14 protein-coding genes are annotated in these 19,186 nt (G+C 49.1%); 5 read left to right on the top strand and 9 right to left on the bottom strand.

Annotated features, from left to right (window positions below; genetic code table 11):
• Nucleotides 1-72: 72 nt before the first annotated feature.
• Nucleotides 73-2,028 (bottom strand): TonB-dependent receptor domain-containing protein, encoded by a 1,956-nt coding sequence (locus ACES2G_RS10525; protein ID WP_374000122.1) that lies wholly within the window; start codon nt 2,026-2,028, stop codon nt 73-75.
• A gap of 217 nt (nt 2,029-2,245) precedes the next feature.
• Here ACES2G_RS10525 and ACES2G_RS10530 point away from each other — a divergent pair, with 217 nt between their 5' ends.
• From ACES2G_RS10530 to ACES2G_RS10540, 3 genes are read left to right on the top strand one after another with little or no spacing between them, the layout of a single operon-like run.
• Nucleotides 2,246-2,725: a hypothetical protein gene (locus ACES2G_RS10530; RefSeq protein WP_347357781.1), complete on the top strand. Its 480-nt coding sequence runs from the start codon at nt 2,246-2,248 to the stop codon at nt 2,723-2,725.
• Nucleotide 2,726: 1 nt separating this feature from the next.
• Nucleotides 2,727-3,623, top strand: coding sequence for a S1 family peptidase (locus ACES2G_RS10535; protein WP_347357780.1), 897 nt, complete (start codon nt 2,727-2,729; stop codon nt 3,621-3,623).
• A 55-nt stretch (nt 3,624-3,678) separates the two neighbouring features.
• On the top strand, nt 3,679-5,820 hold the full coding sequence (locus ACES2G_RS10540) for an ATP-binding protein (RefSeq protein ID WP_374000123.1): 2,142 nt from the start codon (nt 3,679-3,681) through the stop codon (nt 5,818-5,820).
• On the opposite strand, the gene ACES2G_RS10545 is transcribed toward ACES2G_RS10540, so the two are convergent.
• The 4 genes from ACES2G_RS10545 to ACES2G_RS10560 all read right to left on the bottom strand — a co-directional run bounded on the left by ACES2G_RS10545 (nt 5,754) and on the right by ACES2G_RS10560 (nt 9,623).
• Nucleotides 5,754-6,206 (bottom strand): YiiD C-terminal domain-containing protein, encoded by a 453-nt coding sequence (locus ACES2G_RS10545; protein ID WP_374000124.1) that lies wholly within the window; start codon nt 6,204-6,206, stop codon nt 5,754-5,756. The genes ACES2G_RS10540 and ACES2G_RS10545 overlap by 67 nt on opposite strands.
• Entirely contained in the window at nt 6,197-7,045 is an 849-nt protein-coding gene (locus tag ACES2G_RS10550) for a sulfurtransferase (protein WP_374000125.1), read from the bottom strand. Before ACES2G_RS10550 ends, ACES2G_RS10545 begins: the two co-directional genes overlap by 10 nt.
• A 179-nt stretch (nt 7,046-7,224) precedes the next feature.
• Entirely contained in the window at nt 7,225-8,703 is a 1,479-nt protein-coding gene (gene lysS, locus ACES2G_RS10555; RefSeq protein WP_374000126.1) for a lysine--tRNA ligase, read from the bottom strand.
• Nucleotides 8,700-9,623 carry a class I fructose-bisphosphate aldolase gene (locus ACES2G_RS10560; RefSeq protein ID WP_374000127.1) on the bottom strand — a complete coding sequence of 308 codons (924 nt, stop codon included), beginning with the start codon at nt 9,621-9,623 and terminating at the stop codon, nt 8,700-8,702. Before ACES2G_RS10560 ends, lysS begins: the two co-directional genes overlap by 4 nt.
• A gap of 179 nt (nt 9,624-9,802) precedes the next feature.
• On the opposite strand from ACES2G_RS10560, the gene ACES2G_RS10565 reads away from it, so the two are divergent.
• Together ACES2G_RS10565 and ACES2G_RS10570 are read left to right on the top strand one after the other, a co-directional pair.
• Nucleotides 9,803-10,363, top strand: a complete 561-nt coding sequence (locus ACES2G_RS10565; RefSeq protein WP_347359416.1) for a NifU family protein — start codon at nt 9,803-9,805, stop codon at nt 10,361-10,363.
• Nucleotides 10,350-11,693, top strand: a complete 1,344-nt coding sequence (locus ACES2G_RS10570) for an MATE family efflux transporter (RefSeq protein WP_347359415.1) — start codon at nt 10,350-10,352, stop codon at nt 11,691-11,693. Before ACES2G_RS10565 ends, ACES2G_RS10570 begins: the two co-directional genes overlap by 14 nt.
• On the opposite strand, the gene ACES2G_RS10575 is transcribed toward ACES2G_RS10570, so the two are convergent.
• The 4 genes from ACES2G_RS10575 to ACES2G_RS10590 form a co-directional block, all read right to left on the bottom strand.
• The gene (locus ACES2G_RS10575) at nt 11,690-14,479 is read right to left on the bottom strand and encodes a hypothetical protein (protein WP_374000128.1); all 2,790 of its coding nucleotides are present in this window, start codon (nt 14,477-14,479) and stop codon (nt 11,690-11,692) included. The two genes, ACES2G_RS10570 and ACES2G_RS10575, sit on opposite strands and share 4 nt — an antisense overlap.
• 122 nt (nt 14,480-14,601) lie before the next feature.
• Entirely contained in the window at nt 14,602-15,966 is a 1,365-nt protein-coding gene (locus ACES2G_RS10580; protein WP_347359413.1) for an MFS transporter, read from the bottom strand.
• 105 nt (nt 15,967-16,071) lie between these two features.
• Nucleotides 16,072-18,183 (bottom strand): AarF/ABC1/UbiB kinase family protein, encoded by a 2,112-nt coding sequence (locus tag ACES2G_RS10585; protein WP_374000129.1) that lies wholly within the window; start codon nt 18,181-18,183, stop codon nt 16,072-16,074.
• A gap of 59 nt (nt 18,184-18,242) precedes the next feature.
• Nucleotides 18,243-19,034: an MOSC domain-containing protein gene (locus ACES2G_RS10590; protein ID WP_374000130.1), complete on the bottom strand. Its 792-nt coding sequence runs from the start codon at nt 19,032-19,034 to the stop codon at nt 18,243-18,245.
• Nucleotides 19,035-19,186 lie beyond the last annotated feature (152 nt).

The raw sequence follows: 19,186 nt of genomic DNA on the forward strand, positions 1-19,186 counted from the left end.
AACGGCAGAATCGTAAACTTCTGCCGTTCGTCGGACTCTGTTGGCAGTCAAGCCAATAGGAAATGGAATCCCCTAGAACAAATAACTCGCCGTCAAGCGCACATCGCGACCCGGTTCAAAGATCGGATTCACCGCTCCTTGAACTTGGTAAGGCGTTCCCTGCGCCACATACTTTTTGTCAAAGATGTTCAGCACAGAAATCCCCACACGAGTTCTTTCATTCGGCATCCAGCTTACGGCGATGTCGTGAACATCGTAACCCGGTTGTTCAACAGCTCCCGATGGCACATCGGTCAACTTCATTGTCACAAGGCTGTCCCAGGTCAAAAGAACATTGTACTGGCTAAGCTTGTAGTCGACTCCAAACACGAAACGATCCCCGAATGCACTGCCTTTGGTGGAAACAGCATAGCCCAATGGTTCACTGCCGAATTCGGATTTGTTATGGGAATACCCCCCACGGATCACATAATCACCAGCTTCGTAGTTCGCATTCAGATTGACCCCTTGGAATTTCAAATCCTCTGCAGCGTTCGAGCGAGTCATAATCCCCGTCGTGCGATTGGTGCTGACTTGGATCACATCGCGCAGAACAGTTTGATAGATAGCAGTATTGACCGTCAGCCCCAGCACCTGAGCTGTCACCCCCAGTTCAGACGTGTCAGCGGTTGTGCCTTTCAGATTGCCAACCGGAGCCACACCTTTCACACTGCTCATCACAAAAGCTTCCATCGGAGTCGCCCCCTTAAAGGCTTGAGACCAGGACGCATAGGCCGACCACACCGGATTAAACTGATAACCCACGCGCGCGTTCGGACTGAGATGGTGAGAATTAAGCATTTCACTGGCAACATCTTCCAGATCATAGTTGTCGTAACGAAGACCCGCCGTCAGAGTCCACGCAGGTGCTGGACGGTAAACCCCTTGAGTGAACAAACCAAAGATGCGACCGGTTTCAGATTCAGTGCCGGTTGCACGATGCCCCTCGGAACGGTCCACGTTATAGTCCGTTCCCACCGTGACCGAGTTCAAAGAACCCAGATCCATTTTATTGGAAATCTGTCCGCCGAAGCTTTGAGCTTCCGCTTCAGATTTGGCCGTGGTTGTTTCCTGACTCATCTTGGTTGATGTCGTATAGACTTCAGATCGCAAATTCACCCAAGGGGTCGCCGGATTGTAAGTGTGTTGCAAAGTATAGGTCTGATTACCGAACTCCTGATCGTTCGGCGGGTTGAATGGCAAATCACCAAAATGATTGCGCAGGGAACGACGAGCATTGTCTTCACGAACGTTGGCCGACAAGGTCAGCTTTTGCTCGTTGCTGGGAGTAAATACAATTTTACCCAGACCACTTTTTGGTTTACCAGCAGTGTAAGCAACGCCATCACCTTCACCTGCGTGATAGTTACCGGATTCAGCGAAATTCCCATAAAGAAGGAAGCTGACTTTATCCAAGGGCTTGCCAAAAAAACCAAGGCTCGCCCCTTTTTCATCAGCATTCGTTGCATAGCGAGCCTTCACTAAAGCCCCGTAACGCTGCCCCGGCAGCAAAAGATCTTCGGCGTCTTTGGTTTCAAAGCGGACTGCCCCGCCCAAAGCTCCCGGTCCGGAAAGCGCATTGCCTGTTCCGGCATCCACATCAATTTTTTTGAGCAATTCTGTATCAACACTTAAGCGGCCTTGGTGATGGAATAGGTAACCACTTTGGCGGGCGCCATCGACAGTGATGTTCAATTGAGTATCCTCGATACCGCGAACATAAACTTTTTGGGCGTTTTTCTGCCCACCACCCACCATCACTTCTGAAACCCCCTTCAAGGATTCCTTGATATCTTCGGCTTGCGTTTGTTCAATTCTTTCCGCGCGCAAGGTGGTGCGGGTTTTAAGCTCCTGATCGTCTTTAATAACCACGGCATCCAGCTCAGATGAAGCGGGTTCTTCACTCGCGGCCTCTTGAGCCCAGGCCATCCCGGACAGACTTAAAGCAAATACAAGAGTAAGGCTCTTAAAAGCCATTGTTGTTTTCATTCGTAAAACTCCTCGATAATAGGTTTTCTTTAGTGGCTAAATACCCCCACTGACAAGGATTCACCGGTCGATCTGGAAGAATGAAAAAGAACAGAAATCCAAGGGAAAACAAGATGATAAAGCGAGCGCCTGTCAGATAATGGACACCCTTGGAAAGTTTTGCCTTTCGCTGACTGAATTCCCCGGATTATCTGCTTTTTTGTTAAATTGGCGCCTTATGAAAACTGCCTTTTCTGCTTTAATTTTGTTGATAGCCTTTGCAACCTCCAGCGCCTTTGCCAAGGGGCTACCCGCCTGCTTTGATCGCAAGGACCGTATCGACTTCAATGAAAGCCAAGTCCTTGCCTGGAAAGAGTTCACCGAAAACAAATTTCTGGCCCGAGCCTTTGTGCGCGGGATTGCAGTGCGCCTGATTGAAGATCGTCAAAAGCACATTCACATCGAAGTGGATCTGGACAAAGACATGAACACCACCGACGACCGAGTGGAGATCATCTACAACACCAAATTCGGCACCCTGCCTGACTTCCGTTACGGTGATGAAGTCATTGCCTGCGGAGATTTTATTAAAGATACATATTCCCCCGTTGGAGCCGTTATTCACTGGCTGCATCTGAATCCGAAAAAAGGTCCCCACGAAGATGGTTTTATTGCCATCAATGGACAGGTGGCGGGTTTAAGCCCGGAAAAGAAATAATATGAAGAGGACTATCAAGGTCTCTTTACTGCTTTCTTTCAGCTTGTGGGGGTGTACTCCAAAGACCGCCCCTTCAATGGTCGATAGTACCAAGTCTGCTGCTGTGATTTATAAAGGCGACAGTCGTCAGGAAATCTCAACGCAAAATCCTTCCGAAGCCACGGTTGCCAAAGCCATCGCTGTCATGTTCAGTCCCGACAAGCTGAAAAACCTTTCCCCGTCTCGATACACACTTAAAACCTATCGCCTTTCTGAAGGCTATCCGCTTTGTCCAAACGAGCGATTTTTAGAGCAGCCCCTGCTGGGTCACTGTACAGCCAGCTTGATTGCTCCGAATAAAGTCCTGACGGCTGCTCATTGCATGGATTCTAAAAATAGCTGTGACGAAGCACGCTTGATCTTTGGATGGAACAAGGACAAGGCTGCCACACTTGAGGTTTCTGAATCTGAAATCTACAAATGCAAAAGTATCCTGAAAATGGAGCAAACCCTTAAAGGTATCGACTATAGCATCATCGAACTGGATCGCCCCGTCACGGGTGTCACGCCTTTGATTGTGGCGAAAAACACAGACGCTTTGGTTCCGGGAACAAAGCTGCTAAGCCTGTCTTATCCCTTGGGTCTTCCGCTAAAGAAAGACATGGCCGTCGTACTTTCAAATGACAAAGCTCGCACGAATTTCAAGGTGGAAGTGGACACATTCAAGGGCAGCTCGGGGTCCCCGTTATTAAATGCTCAAGGCGAGATTGTCGGAATCCTATCTACTGGAATGGACGATATTCTAGAAGACGATATCTACCGCGTTCAGCGTGAAGGCGGCTGCATTAACTTTAACACCTGCGCAACGGGCACTTGCTTCGGCGAAACTTTCTTTAAAGTTGACCGCATTGACCTTTAACATTTTCTGCGCTCCGTTTTAGCCTCCTCCTTAGAAATACCTCTAAAATAGAACCATGAAAGAGAAGCATTTGCCCGGGTGGACGTGGTTCGTCCCGTTTTTCATTTTACTTGCAGGCACTCTTTTGAGCCTCTCCTTCAAATCCACGAATGGAGTCTATTGGATCTATTTTCCAGTTAATCTAGGTGTGGTCATGGCGCTTTGGTGGGGCCCCCGGGTCCTTGCCGCTGTCTTTGTCAACGCACTGATTGCGGTGACTTTGTTTAATCTTCCCAATAAGGCCCTTTATCCCATATACGCACTACCCGAAACACTGGAAGTCCTTTTTTCGTGGATTCTGGTGCGCGAGCGCTTTAAAGATTCTCGGGGCTGGAAGCCCAGCCCTAAAAATATCAGTCTTTACTTTGTCTATGGTCTTTTCATTCCGTCGATCATCTGCTCGATTGCCATTCAGGGCATTTTCACACTAAGCGGCTTCCAGGACAGATCTTTGTTCTTCTGGAATGCACTGACCACTTCTGTCGGAGACCTTTTAGGCGCTGTCTTCATCAGTATTCCGGCACTGATTCTGGTTTCCCCGTGGCTTAGTCATAGGCATCTGTCGTTGTTTCCTTTTAAATCTCTGCCGCCCCTACATTGGGATCGCCTGGTAAAAAGAGAAAAAGTGACCTTTGCCATCATCCTTAGTTCGATGTTCATCCTGGCCGTCGCCACAGACTTGCCCAAGATTTGGTATATCTATGGCATCGTGATGCTGGCATCAGCAGCTTGGTATGGGCTTTACGCAGCGTTGTCAGTAAACACCTTCGTAGTTTTCCTGACGGTGATTCTGCCCAAGGTTCTTAATCTGCCCTGGTCATCAACGCTGACAGAAATACAGAACCCCGCAACCCTGCTGACATTGTGTTTTTGCTCATTGATCACGGGATCGGCAGTCACAACCTTGACCGGAAAAATTCATGAACTCAGCGAAACCGAAGGACAACTGAAAGCCGCCAAAGAACAAGCCGAAGAAGCCAGCAGAGCGAAATCTGAATTTCTGGCGCGAATGAGTCACGAAATCCGCACCCCGCTAAATTCGGTTCTGGGGATGCTGGAGCTTTTGCGTGAAACCCAGCTTTCCAAAGATCAGGAACGCTATTTGACTTTATTCAGTCACGCCGGGGAAAACCTGAAAGCCCTGATCAACGACCTTTTGGATTTTTCAAAAATCGAAGCCAAAGCCCTGACCGTCGAGGATGTCAGTTACAACATTCACAGCACCGTTCGCAGCGTCTTTGAAATCCTGCAAATCAAGGCCGAAGAAAAAGGTCTGCATTTTGAGCTGTTCCTTTCCAAAGAAGTCCCGCCCCTGCAATGGGGCGATCCCACACGCTTGCGACAAGTGCTGTTTAACCTGATCGGCAACGCTTTGAAGTTCACCAATGAAGGCTCCGTCACGGTCAAGGTCGATCTGACCAAAGACAGCACGGAAAAGCTTCTTATCGAAGTTCAAGACACCGGCATTGGCATCCCTCGTGACAAACAGTCCAAACTTTTTTCACCATTTTTTCAAGGCGATCCCACGATCACACGCAAGTACGGCGGCACCGGCCTAGGACTGGTCATTTCAAAAAATCTGGTCGAGATCATGGGTGGCAGCATGGAGATGAAAAGTCTTGCCGGACGCGGGACCACCTTCCGCATCACTCTGCCCCATCGTCCGGACTTTTCCAGCAATATCGAAAAACAGAACAAACCTTCACAGGTATGGACGCAGATTAAAACCGGACAACGCTTTCGCATCCTGCTGGTGGATGATTCCGAAGACAATCGGGTCCTGATGATTCACTATCTAAAAAGTCTGCCCTTTGACTGCGATGAAGCCGTGAACGGACAAGAGGCCGTGGATAAATTTAAAGAGAAAAAATACGATCTGGTCTTTATGGACATGCAAATGCCGATTATGACGGGCTATAAAGCCACGGAAATGATCCGCCACTATGAGGCAGAGAAAAAACTGCCACACACACCCATCATTGCCCTGACTGCCACAGCGGTTGTTGAGGACCTGCAAAGAGCTCTGACCAGTGGCTGTGATTCGTATGCAGTGAAACCTGTCAAGAAGGCCGAGATTCTAGATATTCTGGCTCACAATTTAACGACAAAATCACCCAGCAAAGAAGCTTTCAAGGAACCACCTTCACCCAGTATCTGAGTGCGGATCATGCCACGGACACGGCCCGTGGCATTTAAAGTCTTATAAAAGTCTTCTTGTTCTTGAGCTGATCTGAATTCACTGACCACTTCAAAATCCGTATCCACGGGGCGCAGATACTGGATCTCGCCCTTGGCAATCACGATGTTTTCCGTGGGAATTTGATGAGCCTTGAGCCCCGCCAACGCCAAAGCATAGGCGGCCAGGACCCCGCTAGCATAAAGACTGCCCCCAAAGGCCGTCCCCTTGTGATTGCGGTTTTTCTCTAAGGACACCTTAAAGCGAACACGCGAAGCACTGATTTCCGCGACAGTGATGCCAAGATGCTCATACAAGGCAATCTTGTCCTGAAGAATGGCAATCAGCTCCTGCGGGTTTACTTCCATTGCTCGTAGCCTCCGGCATAGTTGGTGGCCTTCTTGTATCCCAGATAATTCAAAGCATACACCACAGCCCCGGAACGTACACCGTGATTGCTAAGAACCAAGATACGGCTGTCTTTGGCAATATTCTTCTCATAAAGAAGACGTTCGATTTTCTTCTCTGGCAGACCTTTAGCGCCAAAGAACTCGCGCCATTCGATATTGATCACAGGTGCTTTTACAGATTTTTCCATGGAAAGGTTGCGAAGTGCAAATTCCTGGCTGGAGCGCACATCCAAAACTACCACCGGCTTCAAATCCTGAGAAATGTCGAACTTGAAGGTCTTAAGATCCACCGTAAGTCCTTCAGCCACTTCCGGCTTCCAGTAAGGCTTATTCTTCACTGCAGGCACTTCACGATTGGGATTGGTATTCATCTCGCGATAGGACGTATGCAAAAGCGTATAGACGTTTTTTACACCCAGAACTTTCAGAGTCCAGGCGATGCGCCCTTCTTCACCTGTCCCTTGAGCACCTTTGCCTAACACCACAATCGGCGTTTCAGGATCTACACCCACCAAAGACAAACGCCTTGCCAAAGCAAACAGGTCCGGCTGCAACAACCCACGAGCGCGCGGATTCTGTTGAGAGAAGTCCTCCCAGCGAACATTGACAGAACCCGGCACGTGCGCCAAATTGAATTCAAACGCTGATCTTGCATCCAGAATCACTGGATTTTGCGTCATCAAGCGTTCAGCCGTGACGTTTTCACCCATCAAAGGTTCTTCAACGATCACCTTCGTCGGCTTCACCTGACAGGCCGTCAGACCCACAATCGTCAAAAGGAAAAGGAACTTTTTCATACACACCCTCTTAAAGCACAAAGGGAGCTTCACGCTCCCCTAAAGACAAAACCAAGGTCGATCAAAATGGTTCAGGTGCAAGGCGGAGGATTCCATCCGAAACGCAGGCGTACTCAAAGTACGCCGAAGAGAAGGAGGGAGTCCGACAACGCAGCAGATGAGCCGTTTTCATCGGCCGACTATTTTGTGATTCTCATCGTCGGGAAGAAGATGATATCGCGAATGCTTGGACGGTCGGTCAGAAGCATCACGATACGCTCCATACCGATACCCACACCACCTGTTGGCGGCATACCAGCGTCGATCGCCAACAAGAAGTCTTCATCCATTGGATGAGCTTCTTCGTCTTTGGCACGATTGGCTTCCTGCTCTTTCAAGCGCGCCAACTGATCTTCTGGATCATTCAGCTCGGAGTAAGCATTGCCGATTTCCATACAAGCCGCAAACGGCTCAAAACGCTCTACCAGACGGTTGTCGCGACGGTGAATCTTCGTCAATGGAGAAATCTCCACGGGATGATCCATCACGAACGTCGGCTGCCACAAATGCTGTTCAGCTGTCAGTTCGAACAACTCCATGATCATTTCGCCGCGCTTGCCGGGTTCATCAATATCCCCGCCATTCTTGCGAATAGCCTGGAAGATTTCATCATCAGAAGCCTTATCCGGATCAATCCCTGCGTATTCTTTCACGCCGTCATGAACTGTCAGACGTCTCCATGGCGGAGTGAAGTCGATTTCTTTACCTTGATAAGACACTTTCATGCTGCCAGTGATTTTCAAAGCCAAAGAAGAAATCAATTCTTCGAACTGTTTCATCTGATAGTTGTAATCCGTATAAGCTTCGTAGAACTCAAGCAAAGCGAACTCAGGATTGTGAGTGCGGTCGATACCTTCGTTACGGAAGTTTTTGCTGATCTCGTAAACTTTTTCAAAACCACCCACGATCAGGCGCTTCAAGTAAAGCTCCGGGGAAATTCTCATGTAAAGCTTCATATCCAAAGCTTTGTGGTGAGTTGTAAACGGCGTCGCCGCTGCACCACCATAAACTGGCTGCAACGTCGGTGTTTCAACTTCCATAAAACCGCGATCATCCAGGAAGCGACGAACTTCTTTAATGATCTTGGAGCGAGTTTCAAACACTTTGCGAGAATCCGCATCTGTCATCAAATCCAAGTGTCTGTGACGATACTTGATCTCGATATCCTGAACCCCGTGGAATTTTTCCGGCAATGGCTCGATGGTTTTCGTCAGGATCTGGAAGCTCTTCACGTAGATGGAGAACTCACCTTTTTGAGATTTGAAGACATACCCGTCAACCCCGACGATATCGCCCAAGTCCACCAGTTCGAACGCCGCGCGGTCTTGTTCAGAAAGCTCTTCCACTTTCACGTACACTTGCACCGTGCCGGTCTGATCCTGGATATTGAAGAAGGACGCCTTACCCATCATACGCAAAGTCATCAAACGACCCGCAATACGGTAAGAAAATTCCGGCTTCTTTTCACCCGCCTGCAAGGTCGCCGCGTGCTCTGCGACGACTTCAGAAATCTTCACCTTGTTTTCAAAGACGTAGGGATACGGGTTGATACCTTTCTCGCGAAGGGCATGAAGTTTTTTGCGTTTCTCCGCTCTTAGCGGATTTTCATTAATACTCATAGTTTTTTACCTGCGAAAGCTTCCATTACGTTGTGCAATAGCTCCAACGCTTCTTTCTTAGGACGTTGGAAAGCATTACGGCCCATGATGGAACCAAAAGCGCCACCTTGTGCCAGCTCGCCAACTTCTTTCAAAAGGTCCTCTGTGCTTTTCGCTTCACCACCAGAGAAGATCACGATGCGTTTTCCTGCAAAGCAAGATTGAACAATGTGACGAGTGCGATCCACCTGGGAAGTCACTTTGATACCTTGTTCTTGGTAAACTTTCGCAGCAGCCGCTTGTTCAATGTGAGCAGTGGACGGTTTTACTTTGATGATGTGCGCGCCCAATTGAGCCGCGATGTGAGCTGCGTATGCAACCACGTCAATCGCCGTTTCACCTTCTTTGGAGATCTGCTCACCACGAGGGTAAGACCAGATCACCACAACCAGACCCGCTTCTTTCGCCGCGCGCGCTGCTTGAGCGATTTCTTCGTACTGTTGTTTGCGGTCTGCAGAACCTGGATAGATTGTGAAACCAATACCCACGCAACCCAGTCTCAAAGCATCGTCCACGTAAGACGTCAAAGCAGAGATAGGTGCTTTATTGGAGTAAAGAGAATCAGAATTGTTGATTTTAAGAATCAAAGGAATTTCACCCGCATAGTCACGAGCAATGGCTTCAATCGCACCCAGTGGAGCCGCGTAAGCATTGCAACCAGATTCAATCGCAAGTTCTACGTGGTACGCCGGGTCGTAACCATCTGGATTTTTCGCGAAAGAGCGAGCCGGGCCATGTTCAAACCCCTGATCCACTGGCAAAATAACGAGCTTTCCAGTCCCCTTCAGCTTACCGTGATTCATCATGCGCGCCAGGTTCGTCAAAACTCCTGGGTTGTCAGCTCCGTACCAGTTCAAAATCTCTCTAACTCTTGGCGTCATCTAGATCTCCTATAACCTATGAAGAAAACTCAAATTCACGAGCCTCTTGTCTACTGGACTCGCATTAGCGGGGTAAATTTATTGAGTTTTCTGGATATAATCAAGCGCGTCTCGTGGATTAACACGCTTGGCAGAAAACACCCTGTGGTATAATGTTCCTTGTCCCTAAAGAGGTCTGTATGAGTGCAAACGCAAAAAGCCAGGTTAGTTTTGAATCCACCCCAAATCCAGCAACGATGAAGTTCCTGCTTCACCGCAAGGTAACGGACGAGGGCTTCGACTGCCCAACCGTTCAAGAGGCCGACCGCTCCCCATTGGCTGCTAAGATCTTTGGCTTCCCGTGGACCAGCTCTGTTTACGTCGGCCCTGACTTTATCACCGTCACCAAGCAGGACTGGGTGGACTGGGAGCTTTTGGCACACCCTTTAAGTGGCCTGATTCAAGAACACCTGGATCGCGATGAGCCTATTGTCGTTTCTTTCATCCAAACCGAAGAGAACGATGAAAACGACAGCCCGATGGTTCGCAACATCAAATCCGTTCTGAATCGCGAAATCCGCCCGGTAGTGGCATTGGATGGCGGCGATATCGTTTTCCACAAGTATGAAAACAGCGTTCTTTATATTCACATGAAAGGCGCTTGCTCCGGCTGTCCAAGTTCCACGATCACCCTGAAAGAGGGTATCGAAACTCGCATGAGAGAACTTTTCCCGGAGATTTCAGAAGTTGTCTCAGTCTAAATTTGTTCACGAAAGTAAGCTTCTTGCCAAACTTTCAGGTCCTATCGTCGTCGGTCAAGTCGGCCAAAACCTGATCACTTTGGCAGACACCATTATGGTGGGCGCCCTGGGCTCTGTCGCTTTGGGGGCTTCCGCCTTTGCTGGCAGTGTCTTTATTGTCTTCCTGCTTTTTGGGTTGGGAATGCTGGCTCCGATCACGGCCCTTTTTGCGCGTATGCAGGGGCAGGAAAACTATCCTTATGGTGGCGTACTGCTTCGCCACAGCGTGGCCGTGGCTGCAGGACTGAGTGCGGTGATGATTGCCAGCTTGTATGCCCTTTTGCCGAACTTGAAGATCTTCGGACAAACCCCCGAAGTTCTGAAAATGGGGGCCGCTTTTTTTGAAATCACAATCTGGTCGGTCTTCCCAAGCTTGCTCTATCAATCCTACAAACAGTTCACGGACGGCATTGGCAAAACCAAAGTAGCCATGTCTGTGATGATCTTCGGCGTCGTCTTCAATATTGCCGGAAATTATGTCCTGATCAATGGCTACTACGGATTCCCTAAATTGGGTCTGAATGGTGCGGCCTATGCAACATTGTTTGCTCGCACACTGATGGCTCTTATCATGGTGGTTTACGTTCATGTTCATCCTCACTTTAAAAAGTATCTTGCAGAACGCTGGACTCACCGCTTCGACCATCATCTTTTAAAAAGCATCATCCGTCTGGGTATCCCTAACGGCATGACTTACATCTTTGAGGTCGGCGCATTTTCTTCCGCAGCCGTGATGATGGGATGGTTTGGCGCAACCCCTTTGGCAGCCCACCAAATCACCATCAGTCTGGCCAGTACCAGCTTCCTGATCACTTTGGGGATCGGCATCGCTGGCACTATTCGCGTGGGCTACGAACTGGGTCGCGGCGACTATCCATCCGCACGTTTTGCCGGCTTCACCGCTATCAAGCTGGGCGCGGCTTACATGGGGCTTTGCGCCTTGGGCTTTTTCTTCCTGCGTGAATGGTTCCCGACTTTCTATGTGAAGGATGTAGACGTCATCGCCTGGGCGGCAAAATTCTTTATTATTGTAGCCATCTTTCAAATCTTTGATGGTGTTCAGGCTGTGGCCATCGGCGCACTTCGCGGTATGAGCGATACCCAGTGGCCCAGCATCATTGCCTTCTTCGCCTATTGGGTGATGGGTCTGCCTGCAGGCTATATGCTAGCCTTCCATCTAGGTGTGGGGCCCGTGGGAATTTGGATTGGCCTATTGATGGGATTGATCTTTGCTTCAATACTGCTGACGTGGAGATTCCACATCCTCAGCAAAAGATTTCTAAAATCTTAAGGGTGATAAACGCAGCGGAAGCCGCCGTTGGTCAGAGTCGCAGTTACATCTGTCGCTCGCTTGGCAGCAAAAATACCGGCAGAGTTTCCGTCATAGGCTGCGCCCCCACGCCAGATCGTATTCACCCCTACAGTTGCAAAGTCGATCTTACCAAAACCACAATAATCAGGGCTGCTGATGCCTGTACAAGTCAGCGTCGTTCCATACTTGGTATCCAACTGATAAGCCGTCTGAGTGGCCGCATACAGCCAGTTTGCATCGGCATAGGTCACCGAATCCGAATCCTTAATGACCTCAGCGGCGTTACCTGCAAAATCCCAAATCGCCTGATCGTAAGGAAGATAGTGCATCCGACGAAGAGCATTGCTGGTACACAGAGTCCCTGTGTTCGGAGCACATGAATCACCCACATTGGCCGCCGTCGGCGACGAGGATTGACTGTCTCCACGATGTAAAAGGCCAGACCCCATAGTGCCCGTTGTCCAGTTCGCGCCCTGGCGAGCAATAAGATCCGCGATCACATTCCATTCTTTATTGGAGATCAGATCGTAGCCAGCCCCTTTCCCGGTACAGGCACCGGTTGCACTCATCATGCTCATTGGCGAAGGAATGTTGGCAGCAATAAAGCGAGGAACCCCACTGACCATCTTGGCTTCAAACTGCCCCACACAGAACGGTGTAACATCAGTGAATTCCGGGTTATGAATATAGACAAACTCACTTGGACAGGAAAATGCTGTAAACGTTGTTTCCGCCACTGTGCTTACGTTATTCAGGGGATCGCGCGCCCGAAGCTGATATTTGTATGTCCCGCCGGAGTTCATGGTCGCATTAAAGAAGAACCCCTGATTGATCAGTCCCCACGGCATCACTTCTGCGCTATTTGCCGTATTCACGATGCGAGCTTCAATCGTCAAAAGATCTGGGTCTGCTGGCACAGTAAAGTTGATCGCGGCAGTCCGGTTTAAATAAGTCGTCGCCGTGGTCGTCAGACTGTGTGGCGGATTGGGCGGCAAAGCATCGACTTTAACATTGGAGGCTTTCAAGGCACTGGGATTGGAACCGGTTTCCGCCGGCAAAGTCAGGTCAGCAACGACAACCGAATTATACTTGTCCACGATACAACCCGTACAGTTTCCAAGAGTTGACCCTGTCATAGCCAGAATCGCTACATAGTCTCCGTTTTGCACACTCAATGAAAAACCAAGAGCCTTGTTCGACCCACTGACCGAGGTCTGATTGACGGATCGCCCCACATTCAACGCCAAGGAAGGCGTTCCCGTCTTGGTGATTTCGCGATCAAACTCAACCCAGATTGTTATCGTATTACCCAGGCCATAGGCGCCGTTAGGTGTTTGCGCATAGACTTTGATGATCTTCGGCACAGGGAAGGCCGTCGTGAATTTGAAACCTGTGTTACTTGCTGATGTCATATTGCCATGAGCGTCCTTGGCCTGAGCATAAATCCGATAGGAGGTATTCTGCGCCAATACGCACGATGAAAAGTTTGTAGCCCCTGAAGCGGATTCTTTTCGTAGCGGACAGGCCGTGGTCACACCGTCGTCGGACTTCACAATAATCTCATACTCAACAGCATCTGCCGCCGCTGAATAATAAATCATCGGCCCACCTTCAGTCAGTTGATTGTCGATCACCGTGTCGGCTCCGGAAAGTGAGCGAATACCTGAGATCGTGAAGGACCCAGGACCCACGGTGTCTTTCGTAATTATCGTTTCATTTGAATCAATGACATTGCCAGCCGCATCTTTGTGTTCGACTTGCAAAGCCGTATCGCCTTCGGAAGCCACAAGAACTTCCCCTTGGAATTTATTATCCGCAGAACAAAACACTTCAACAATACCAAGGCCATTGGTTTTAATTCTGACCATCTGTTGTGGCTCCGAACAGGTTCCACTGACTGTGACTGTATCCTTACCGGCAAAGTCACTGGCCACGAACACGGTCCCCGCTGCCGGGGCTAGAAGCTCAACTGTCGGTGGAACTACATCGACCTTCACAGTTTTTTTGATTTCTGAATACGTGCGATACGCACCACTCTTCGAGTGGGTTACGCGCACATCGGTCCCGGCCACTAAAGCAGGACCCGAGTAAGAAGTGATTACAGAGAAACCCTTATTAGAATCACAGTTCACCGGAATTGGAGCCCCTGCGAAAGGACCGGAAATAGTCACAACACCATCGGTGACACCACAAGTCCCTGAGATCTTATACTGTCCGCCCCCGGAATGACTGAGGTTGATGTCTCCCGCCTCGGTAATACTGACTTCCGGAGCTTTGAATTTCACTGTCAGAGTGCGATAGAAGACATGGGTTTCGCCTTCAAGATTCTTGACGTACCAGCGAATTTTGAAATCCTGACCAATATCCCCCGGTTTACTAGGGGCTTGATAAGGAGCAATATGCTCCAAAGGCAATTCTAGTTTGGCCTCGCCAGCAGAGGCGCAATTGAATTCTGTCCCAGAAGCAAGTTCAGTGACATTTCGCCACTGTCCTGTTTGCGGATTTTCGACTTCGATTTCATCAATCGCCTTGTCACAGGTGATGTCGACAGAAACGGAATCTCCACCTTCAGAAGCAAGCTCTCCGCCATTTTCCGTGTTGCCGATGACGAATTCACCTTTGTGACCTTTTGTGGTGCTGTTCAGAAAAGCCATCTGCAGATCGCGCTCGGTACAAGCGCTTAACAACAGCACAAATGTGAACAGAGGAATAAATCCCCCCAAAACTGACAAAAGTTTCTTAAGTCCCCATCTGCACATGTGCATAGTGAACTTATCGGCTAAATCCTGGTCATGTTTAGTTTCAGACTGAGACTTTCGGCAGGATATAATTCATTGTAATATGAATGGGGAACACATCGTTCCCCATTTGAGTTCTCATTACGATACTAGTGCCACCGCACATTGCGGTCTTCGCGAATATACAGGCTTCCGATCACAAAAGTCATCAACGCCACCCCGATGGGATAAATCAAACCGGCAAAATGATTCCCCGTCGCTGCCACAATTGCCGTCCCAATAAAAGGCACCAATCCCCCAAAAACTCCGTTCCCAATATGATAAGGTAACGACATGGACGTATAGCGAATTTGGGTCGGGAAAAGTTCAACCAGGAAAGCTGCGATCGGCCCGTAGACCATAGTCACAAAAAGAACCTGAACAAAAACCAACACCGTCAGCATCACAACATTTGGATTCACAGCTGCCGCCAGAGGTTCTGCCGGATTCCATCCCGAATAAGTTTCCATCGCTTTATAGATTGGATAATAGCAAAGAGCTGCGATCAAACAGCCAGCCATCATAATTCTTTTGCGGCCGATACGATCTGACAAAGCCCCAAACACCACGAAAAACGGTGTTGCAAACAACAAAGCCACAGCGATGATCTGATTGGCGACCACGAAATCGACCTTTAAAACGGTCTGCAAATAATAAAGAGCATAGAACTGCCCGGTGTACCACACCACCCCTTGTCCCGCCGTCGCCCCAAAGAGCGCCAAAATCACCAGACGGCGATTTTCCGGATGCAGAAAACTGTCGCGCAACGGACTTGTTGACCCCTTACCTTCCGCTTTCATTTGCTTAAAGACCGGGGATTCCTCCATCTTTCTGCGAATCAGATAGGACACCAAGACCAAAACCACTGACAGAAGAAATGGAACTCGCCATCCCCAGTTGCTGAATGCCTCTTCTCCCAGACCCAACCGGGTTGCCAGAATAACCCCTAAAGAAACAAACAACCCCAGGGTCGCCGTCGTTTGAATATAACTGGTATAATATCCACGTTTGCCATCAGGACTGTGCTCGGCCACATAGGTCGCAGCCCCACCGTACTCGCCCCCAAGAGCCAGCCCCTGCAAAAGCCTTAGCAACAGCAACAGAATCGGCGCCATGATTCCAATACTTTCATACCCCGGCAGCAAACCGATGGCCGTCGTCGCCAAGCCCATAATCAGTAACGTCACCATAAAGGCATACTTACGCCCAACAACATCACCCACGCGACCAAACACCAACGCTCCGAAAGGACGGACAATAAATCCCGTGGCAAAGGTGGCCAATGTACTAAGCAGCGCCACAGTTTCATGTCCTTTGGGGAAAAACTGCGAGGAAATAATGGTCGCCAAACTTCCAAAAATATAGAAGTCATACCACTCAATCAAAGTCCCGGCACTTGAGGCTCCGATCACTTTCCAAATTTTACTTTTTTCGGAATTGGCAACACCCGTTGCCTGGGCTGCGGTGGCTGTCATAGGTCCCCTCCTGATTTAACTCATTTTGATCAGGAGGTTTCACCAACAACAAACAAATTTGAACACGATTTCAAAGACTTAATTTGCCCATGTCACAAGACAATCTTAGTTAAAGACCATTTCGCAGCGAACAGCCTGAACCTTCACCGCCACCTCAGGAACCTTAAAGCCCAAAGTCTTTTTGGCTTCAGCCCAGCCAAGTTTGATCAGATCCTTGTGAGACATCTTTTCCTCAAGCACCAACGCACGATAGACGACCTGGGGATTTTGTTTGGCCATATTTTTCATCAGCTCAGTGACCGTCAGGTTACTGCCCGCATCCGCCAGCAGCTTGTTCACGATCACCAAACCACGGTTCAGGCTGACAAATTCATAAGGCAGGCGCACCCCTAAATCCATGGCAAAGGCGGTCCACTTTTCCATACTCAACGACTCATCATAGCCGATACGAATGTTATGCATCTTCGCAGCGATCAATTGATGGAAATAGGATTCTGTAATCGTATTCTTGCTTTTATCACTGAGCTTCCAGAAGGCTCGTGCGACCATCTCTTCATTTAATAACTCTGTCCCGGCACCCAACAGCATAACCTGTCTTTGCATTTCCTTGGAAATCACGCCGCCCATTCCGTAATCCAGGATATTCACGACGATCTTCGGTTCCGTCACCTGAATCATGAAGTTTCCTTGGTGCAAATCAGAATGATAGAATCCACCACCAAACATCACTTCATGCGACCAAATGCGGGCCATTTCCTCGACAATCAACTTTTTCATATCAGGAGCAATGTCCTTATAAGGAGCAATCTCTTTATCAAGCTTTTTGCCGATCACCAGTTCCTGCACCATCAGGTCCGAACCTTTTGGACCTTCATAAATCTTTGGAACATGAAAATGCAGCTCGTTCTTATATTGAGCGGACTTCAGGAAAGACGCCTTTTCGTAGCGGGTTGACGCAAGCTTTTGGCGAAGCACCGTATCGGCCTGGTTTAACTCCGCCACCACCGTGTCTGTGATGTCCTGAACAACCGGGCTGAGCTTTGGGGCTCCTGTTTTACGGAATTCCTCGTTGGAATCAAGGATCTGTGCAACCTCTTGAAGGATACGTTTATCCTCCTCCACGCGAGCACCAATGCCTGGCTTAATAAAGCGCACCACTACATCATGGCGTTGACCATCAATCATCACTTTGGCCCGATGAACCTGCGCCATCGTTCCCACACCCAGCGGTTTTCTTTCAAAATAAGTGAAATCAAATTTATTGTTTTTACCCTTCAGGATCTTTTCAACCTGCTCCCACGCCACCGGGCGGACTGAGTTTTCCAATCCCTTGAACACTTCCAACATTTCCGGGCCCAAGTCTGCTTGCCGAGCAACCACCTGCAAAAGCTTCTGCAACTGAGGTCCACTGTTTTGCACCATCAGTTCAAACTTCTTCATCTCCGGGATATGCAAATCCCCACCAAGATATGAAGACACAATCAGCTTTTTGGAAGCCGGACTTAAACGCGCAAAGTATTCTGTAAACATTGTCTGCAGGAAGATCTTCATTGTGGCATCCTGCTGAGCTGCCAAGTTGGACTGGGCGATCTTTTCACCGACGTGATCCAGTTCCGCCATCTTGGTGCTTAACAATCCCTCACTGGCCTGCATAAGGGTTTTTCCCATCTCCAGACGCCCGGACTCTGTCTGCAGAACCGCCTGTGCCTGAGCCACCAACTGTTCTGGATTCAGATTCTTTAAATCGCCATCCATCATTTTCAACAGCTCGGCCTGCTTCCACTCTTGATAAAGATCGATTTGTTTTTGAACCCGAACCGAGCTGGACGTGAAAACCCGCATCGGCTTTGGACCGCGAGCTTCGATGGATTCCAGATCCAGCGCCAGACTGTGGGTGCTTGGCCAAGCACCTTTATAAAGGTTCAAGAACTCTTTAAAGTTGCGGACCTCGACTGTTTGGACCGGCATATTATAGGTGGCTTTCAGATAGTTTGAAGCCCGCTTTAAGATAGCGTCCTTGGCCTCGGGTGTCTCACCATGAGACAGAAGCGCATAACTCAACGCCAGACGCTCTTCAAAAGACAGGTGCAGCCCTGCTTTCTCTGGCGAAGTCGCCTGAGCCCAGGAACTGATAACAAGCACGAATATTAATAGAAAACCAAAATAGCGTGACATGACCAGCAGACCTGCAGGGACTGCGCCCGGGGCTCTGGCCATTTTAGTTGAATTGACTGCGTAAGGACTGAACAGCGCGCAAGAACTGTCAGTTCCGAGATCTACTCCAGAACCTCGACAGCATCGCCTTTACGAATAATACCAGTATTTTCCGGAATCCACAGAGTTCCAAAGAATACATCCTTACCATCACGACGATAGCCCGCCAATGTTTTCAAAGGCTCCGCTCCAGCTCTTTCGCCGCTCAGTTGATCAATGGTTGTGATCGTGCAGCGACTGCAACGCTTTGGTTGTGAGAAAATCACTGCCCCCACACGGATTCTTTTCCATTGCTCTTCTTCAAAGGGCTGCTCTCCGGAATAGATCAAATTACCACGGAAACGATCCACGCCGACTGGTTCTGCCAAGCGCGAGTTAAGGTCTTCCAGGCTTTTAAGGTTGATCAGTTGAACCGGGCGCCCGTCGGCAAAACGAACCTCTGGCTTCCATTCCATTGAGTGCGAACGCACCCGACGTTGTGAAAAAGGAGCGTAACGGACCAGACGCAGGTTCACGCCCAGGTACTGAGACAGAGCTTGAGAATATAAATCCGGTTCCAGGGCCGCATCGACCGTGTCATTCCAGATTTGCACTTTCACCTGACGCTGAAAGGAGTTCTTCGTCGATATTTTAAAGAACATTTTTTGAAAACCGACGGTCAAAGCGGTGTCATCATAAAAGACCTCCACCGTCGCCAACTTTGGAAGTGTTCTTTGCGTGACGAACTTCCCGGCTTCATCCACAAGCATCCACTGACGATCCCCCACCGGACCTTCATGATTGATGGTCATCTGATTTATTTTTTGAGCACGTGCGGACTTGATAGGATAAATGCAAAGTTCTTCGATTTTCATGGGCACTATGCTTTCCCGTACCAGGGACGAAATCAAGTAATGACTGATTACGTCGCTGCACACAGGCTGGTGATCCTGTGTTCATATACATTGAAAGAACAATACCTAAAACACCAAATGAGGTGAAAGATAATTCAAATCTTATCAAGGGT

It is taken from the genome of Bdellovibrio bacteriovorus (assembly GCF_041888015.1).
GTDB lineage: Bacteria > Bdellovibrionota > Bdellovibrionia > Bdellovibrionales > Bdellovibrionaceae > Bdellovibrio.

Coding starts and splice junctions, on each gene's coding strand:
- ACES2G_RS10545 (WP_374000124.1), bottom strand. CDS start 6,206: ATGGAAGTAAACCCGCAGGAGCTGATTGCCATTCTTCAGGACAAGATT.
- ACES2G_RS10550 (WP_374000125.1), bottom strand. CDS start 7,045: ATGAAAAAGTTCCTTTTCCTTTTGACGATTGTGGGTCTGACGGCCTGT.
- ACES2G_RS10530 (WP_347357781.1), top strand. CDS start 2,246: ATGAAAACTGCCTTTTCTGCTTTAATTTTGTTGATAGCCTTTGCAACC.
- ACES2G_RS10525 (WP_374000122.1), bottom strand. CDS start 2,028: ATGAAAACAACAATGGCTTTTAAGAGCCTTACTCTTGTATTTGCTTTA.
- ACES2G_RS10565 (WP_347359416.1), top strand. CDS start 9,803: ATGAGTGCAAACGCAAAAAGCCAGGTTAGTTTTGAATCCACCCCAAAT.
- ACES2G_RS10575 (WP_374000128.1), bottom strand. CDS start 14,479: ATGCACATGTGCAGATGGGGACTTAAGAAACTTTTGTCAGTTTTGGGG.
- ACES2G_RS10580 (WP_347359413.1), bottom strand. CDS start 15,966: ATGACAGCCACCGCAGCCCAGGCAACGGGTGTTGCCAATTCCGAAAAA.
- ACES2G_RS10540 (WP_374000123.1), top strand. CDS start 3,679: ATGAAAGAGAAGCATTTGCCCGGGTGGACGTGGTTCGTCCCGTTTTTC.
- ACES2G_RS10585 (WP_374000129.1), bottom strand. CDS start 18,183: ATGGCCAGAGCCCCGGGCGCAGTCCCTGCAGGTCTGCTGGTCATGTCA.
- ACES2G_RS10560 (WP_374000127.1), bottom strand. CDS start 9,623: ATGACGCCAAGAGTTAGAGAGATTTTGAACTGGTACGGAGCTGACAAC.
- lysS (WP_374000126.1), bottom strand. CDS start 8,703: ATGAGTATTAATGAAAATCCGCTAAGAGCGGAGAAACGCAAAAAACTT.
- ACES2G_RS10535 (WP_347357780.1), top strand. CDS start 2,727: ATGAAGAGGACTATCAAGGTCTCTTTACTGCTTTCTTTCAGCTTGTGG.
- ACES2G_RS10590 (WP_374000130.1), bottom strand. CDS start 19,034: ATGAAAATCGAAGAACTTTGCATTTATCCTATCAAGTCCGCACGTGCT.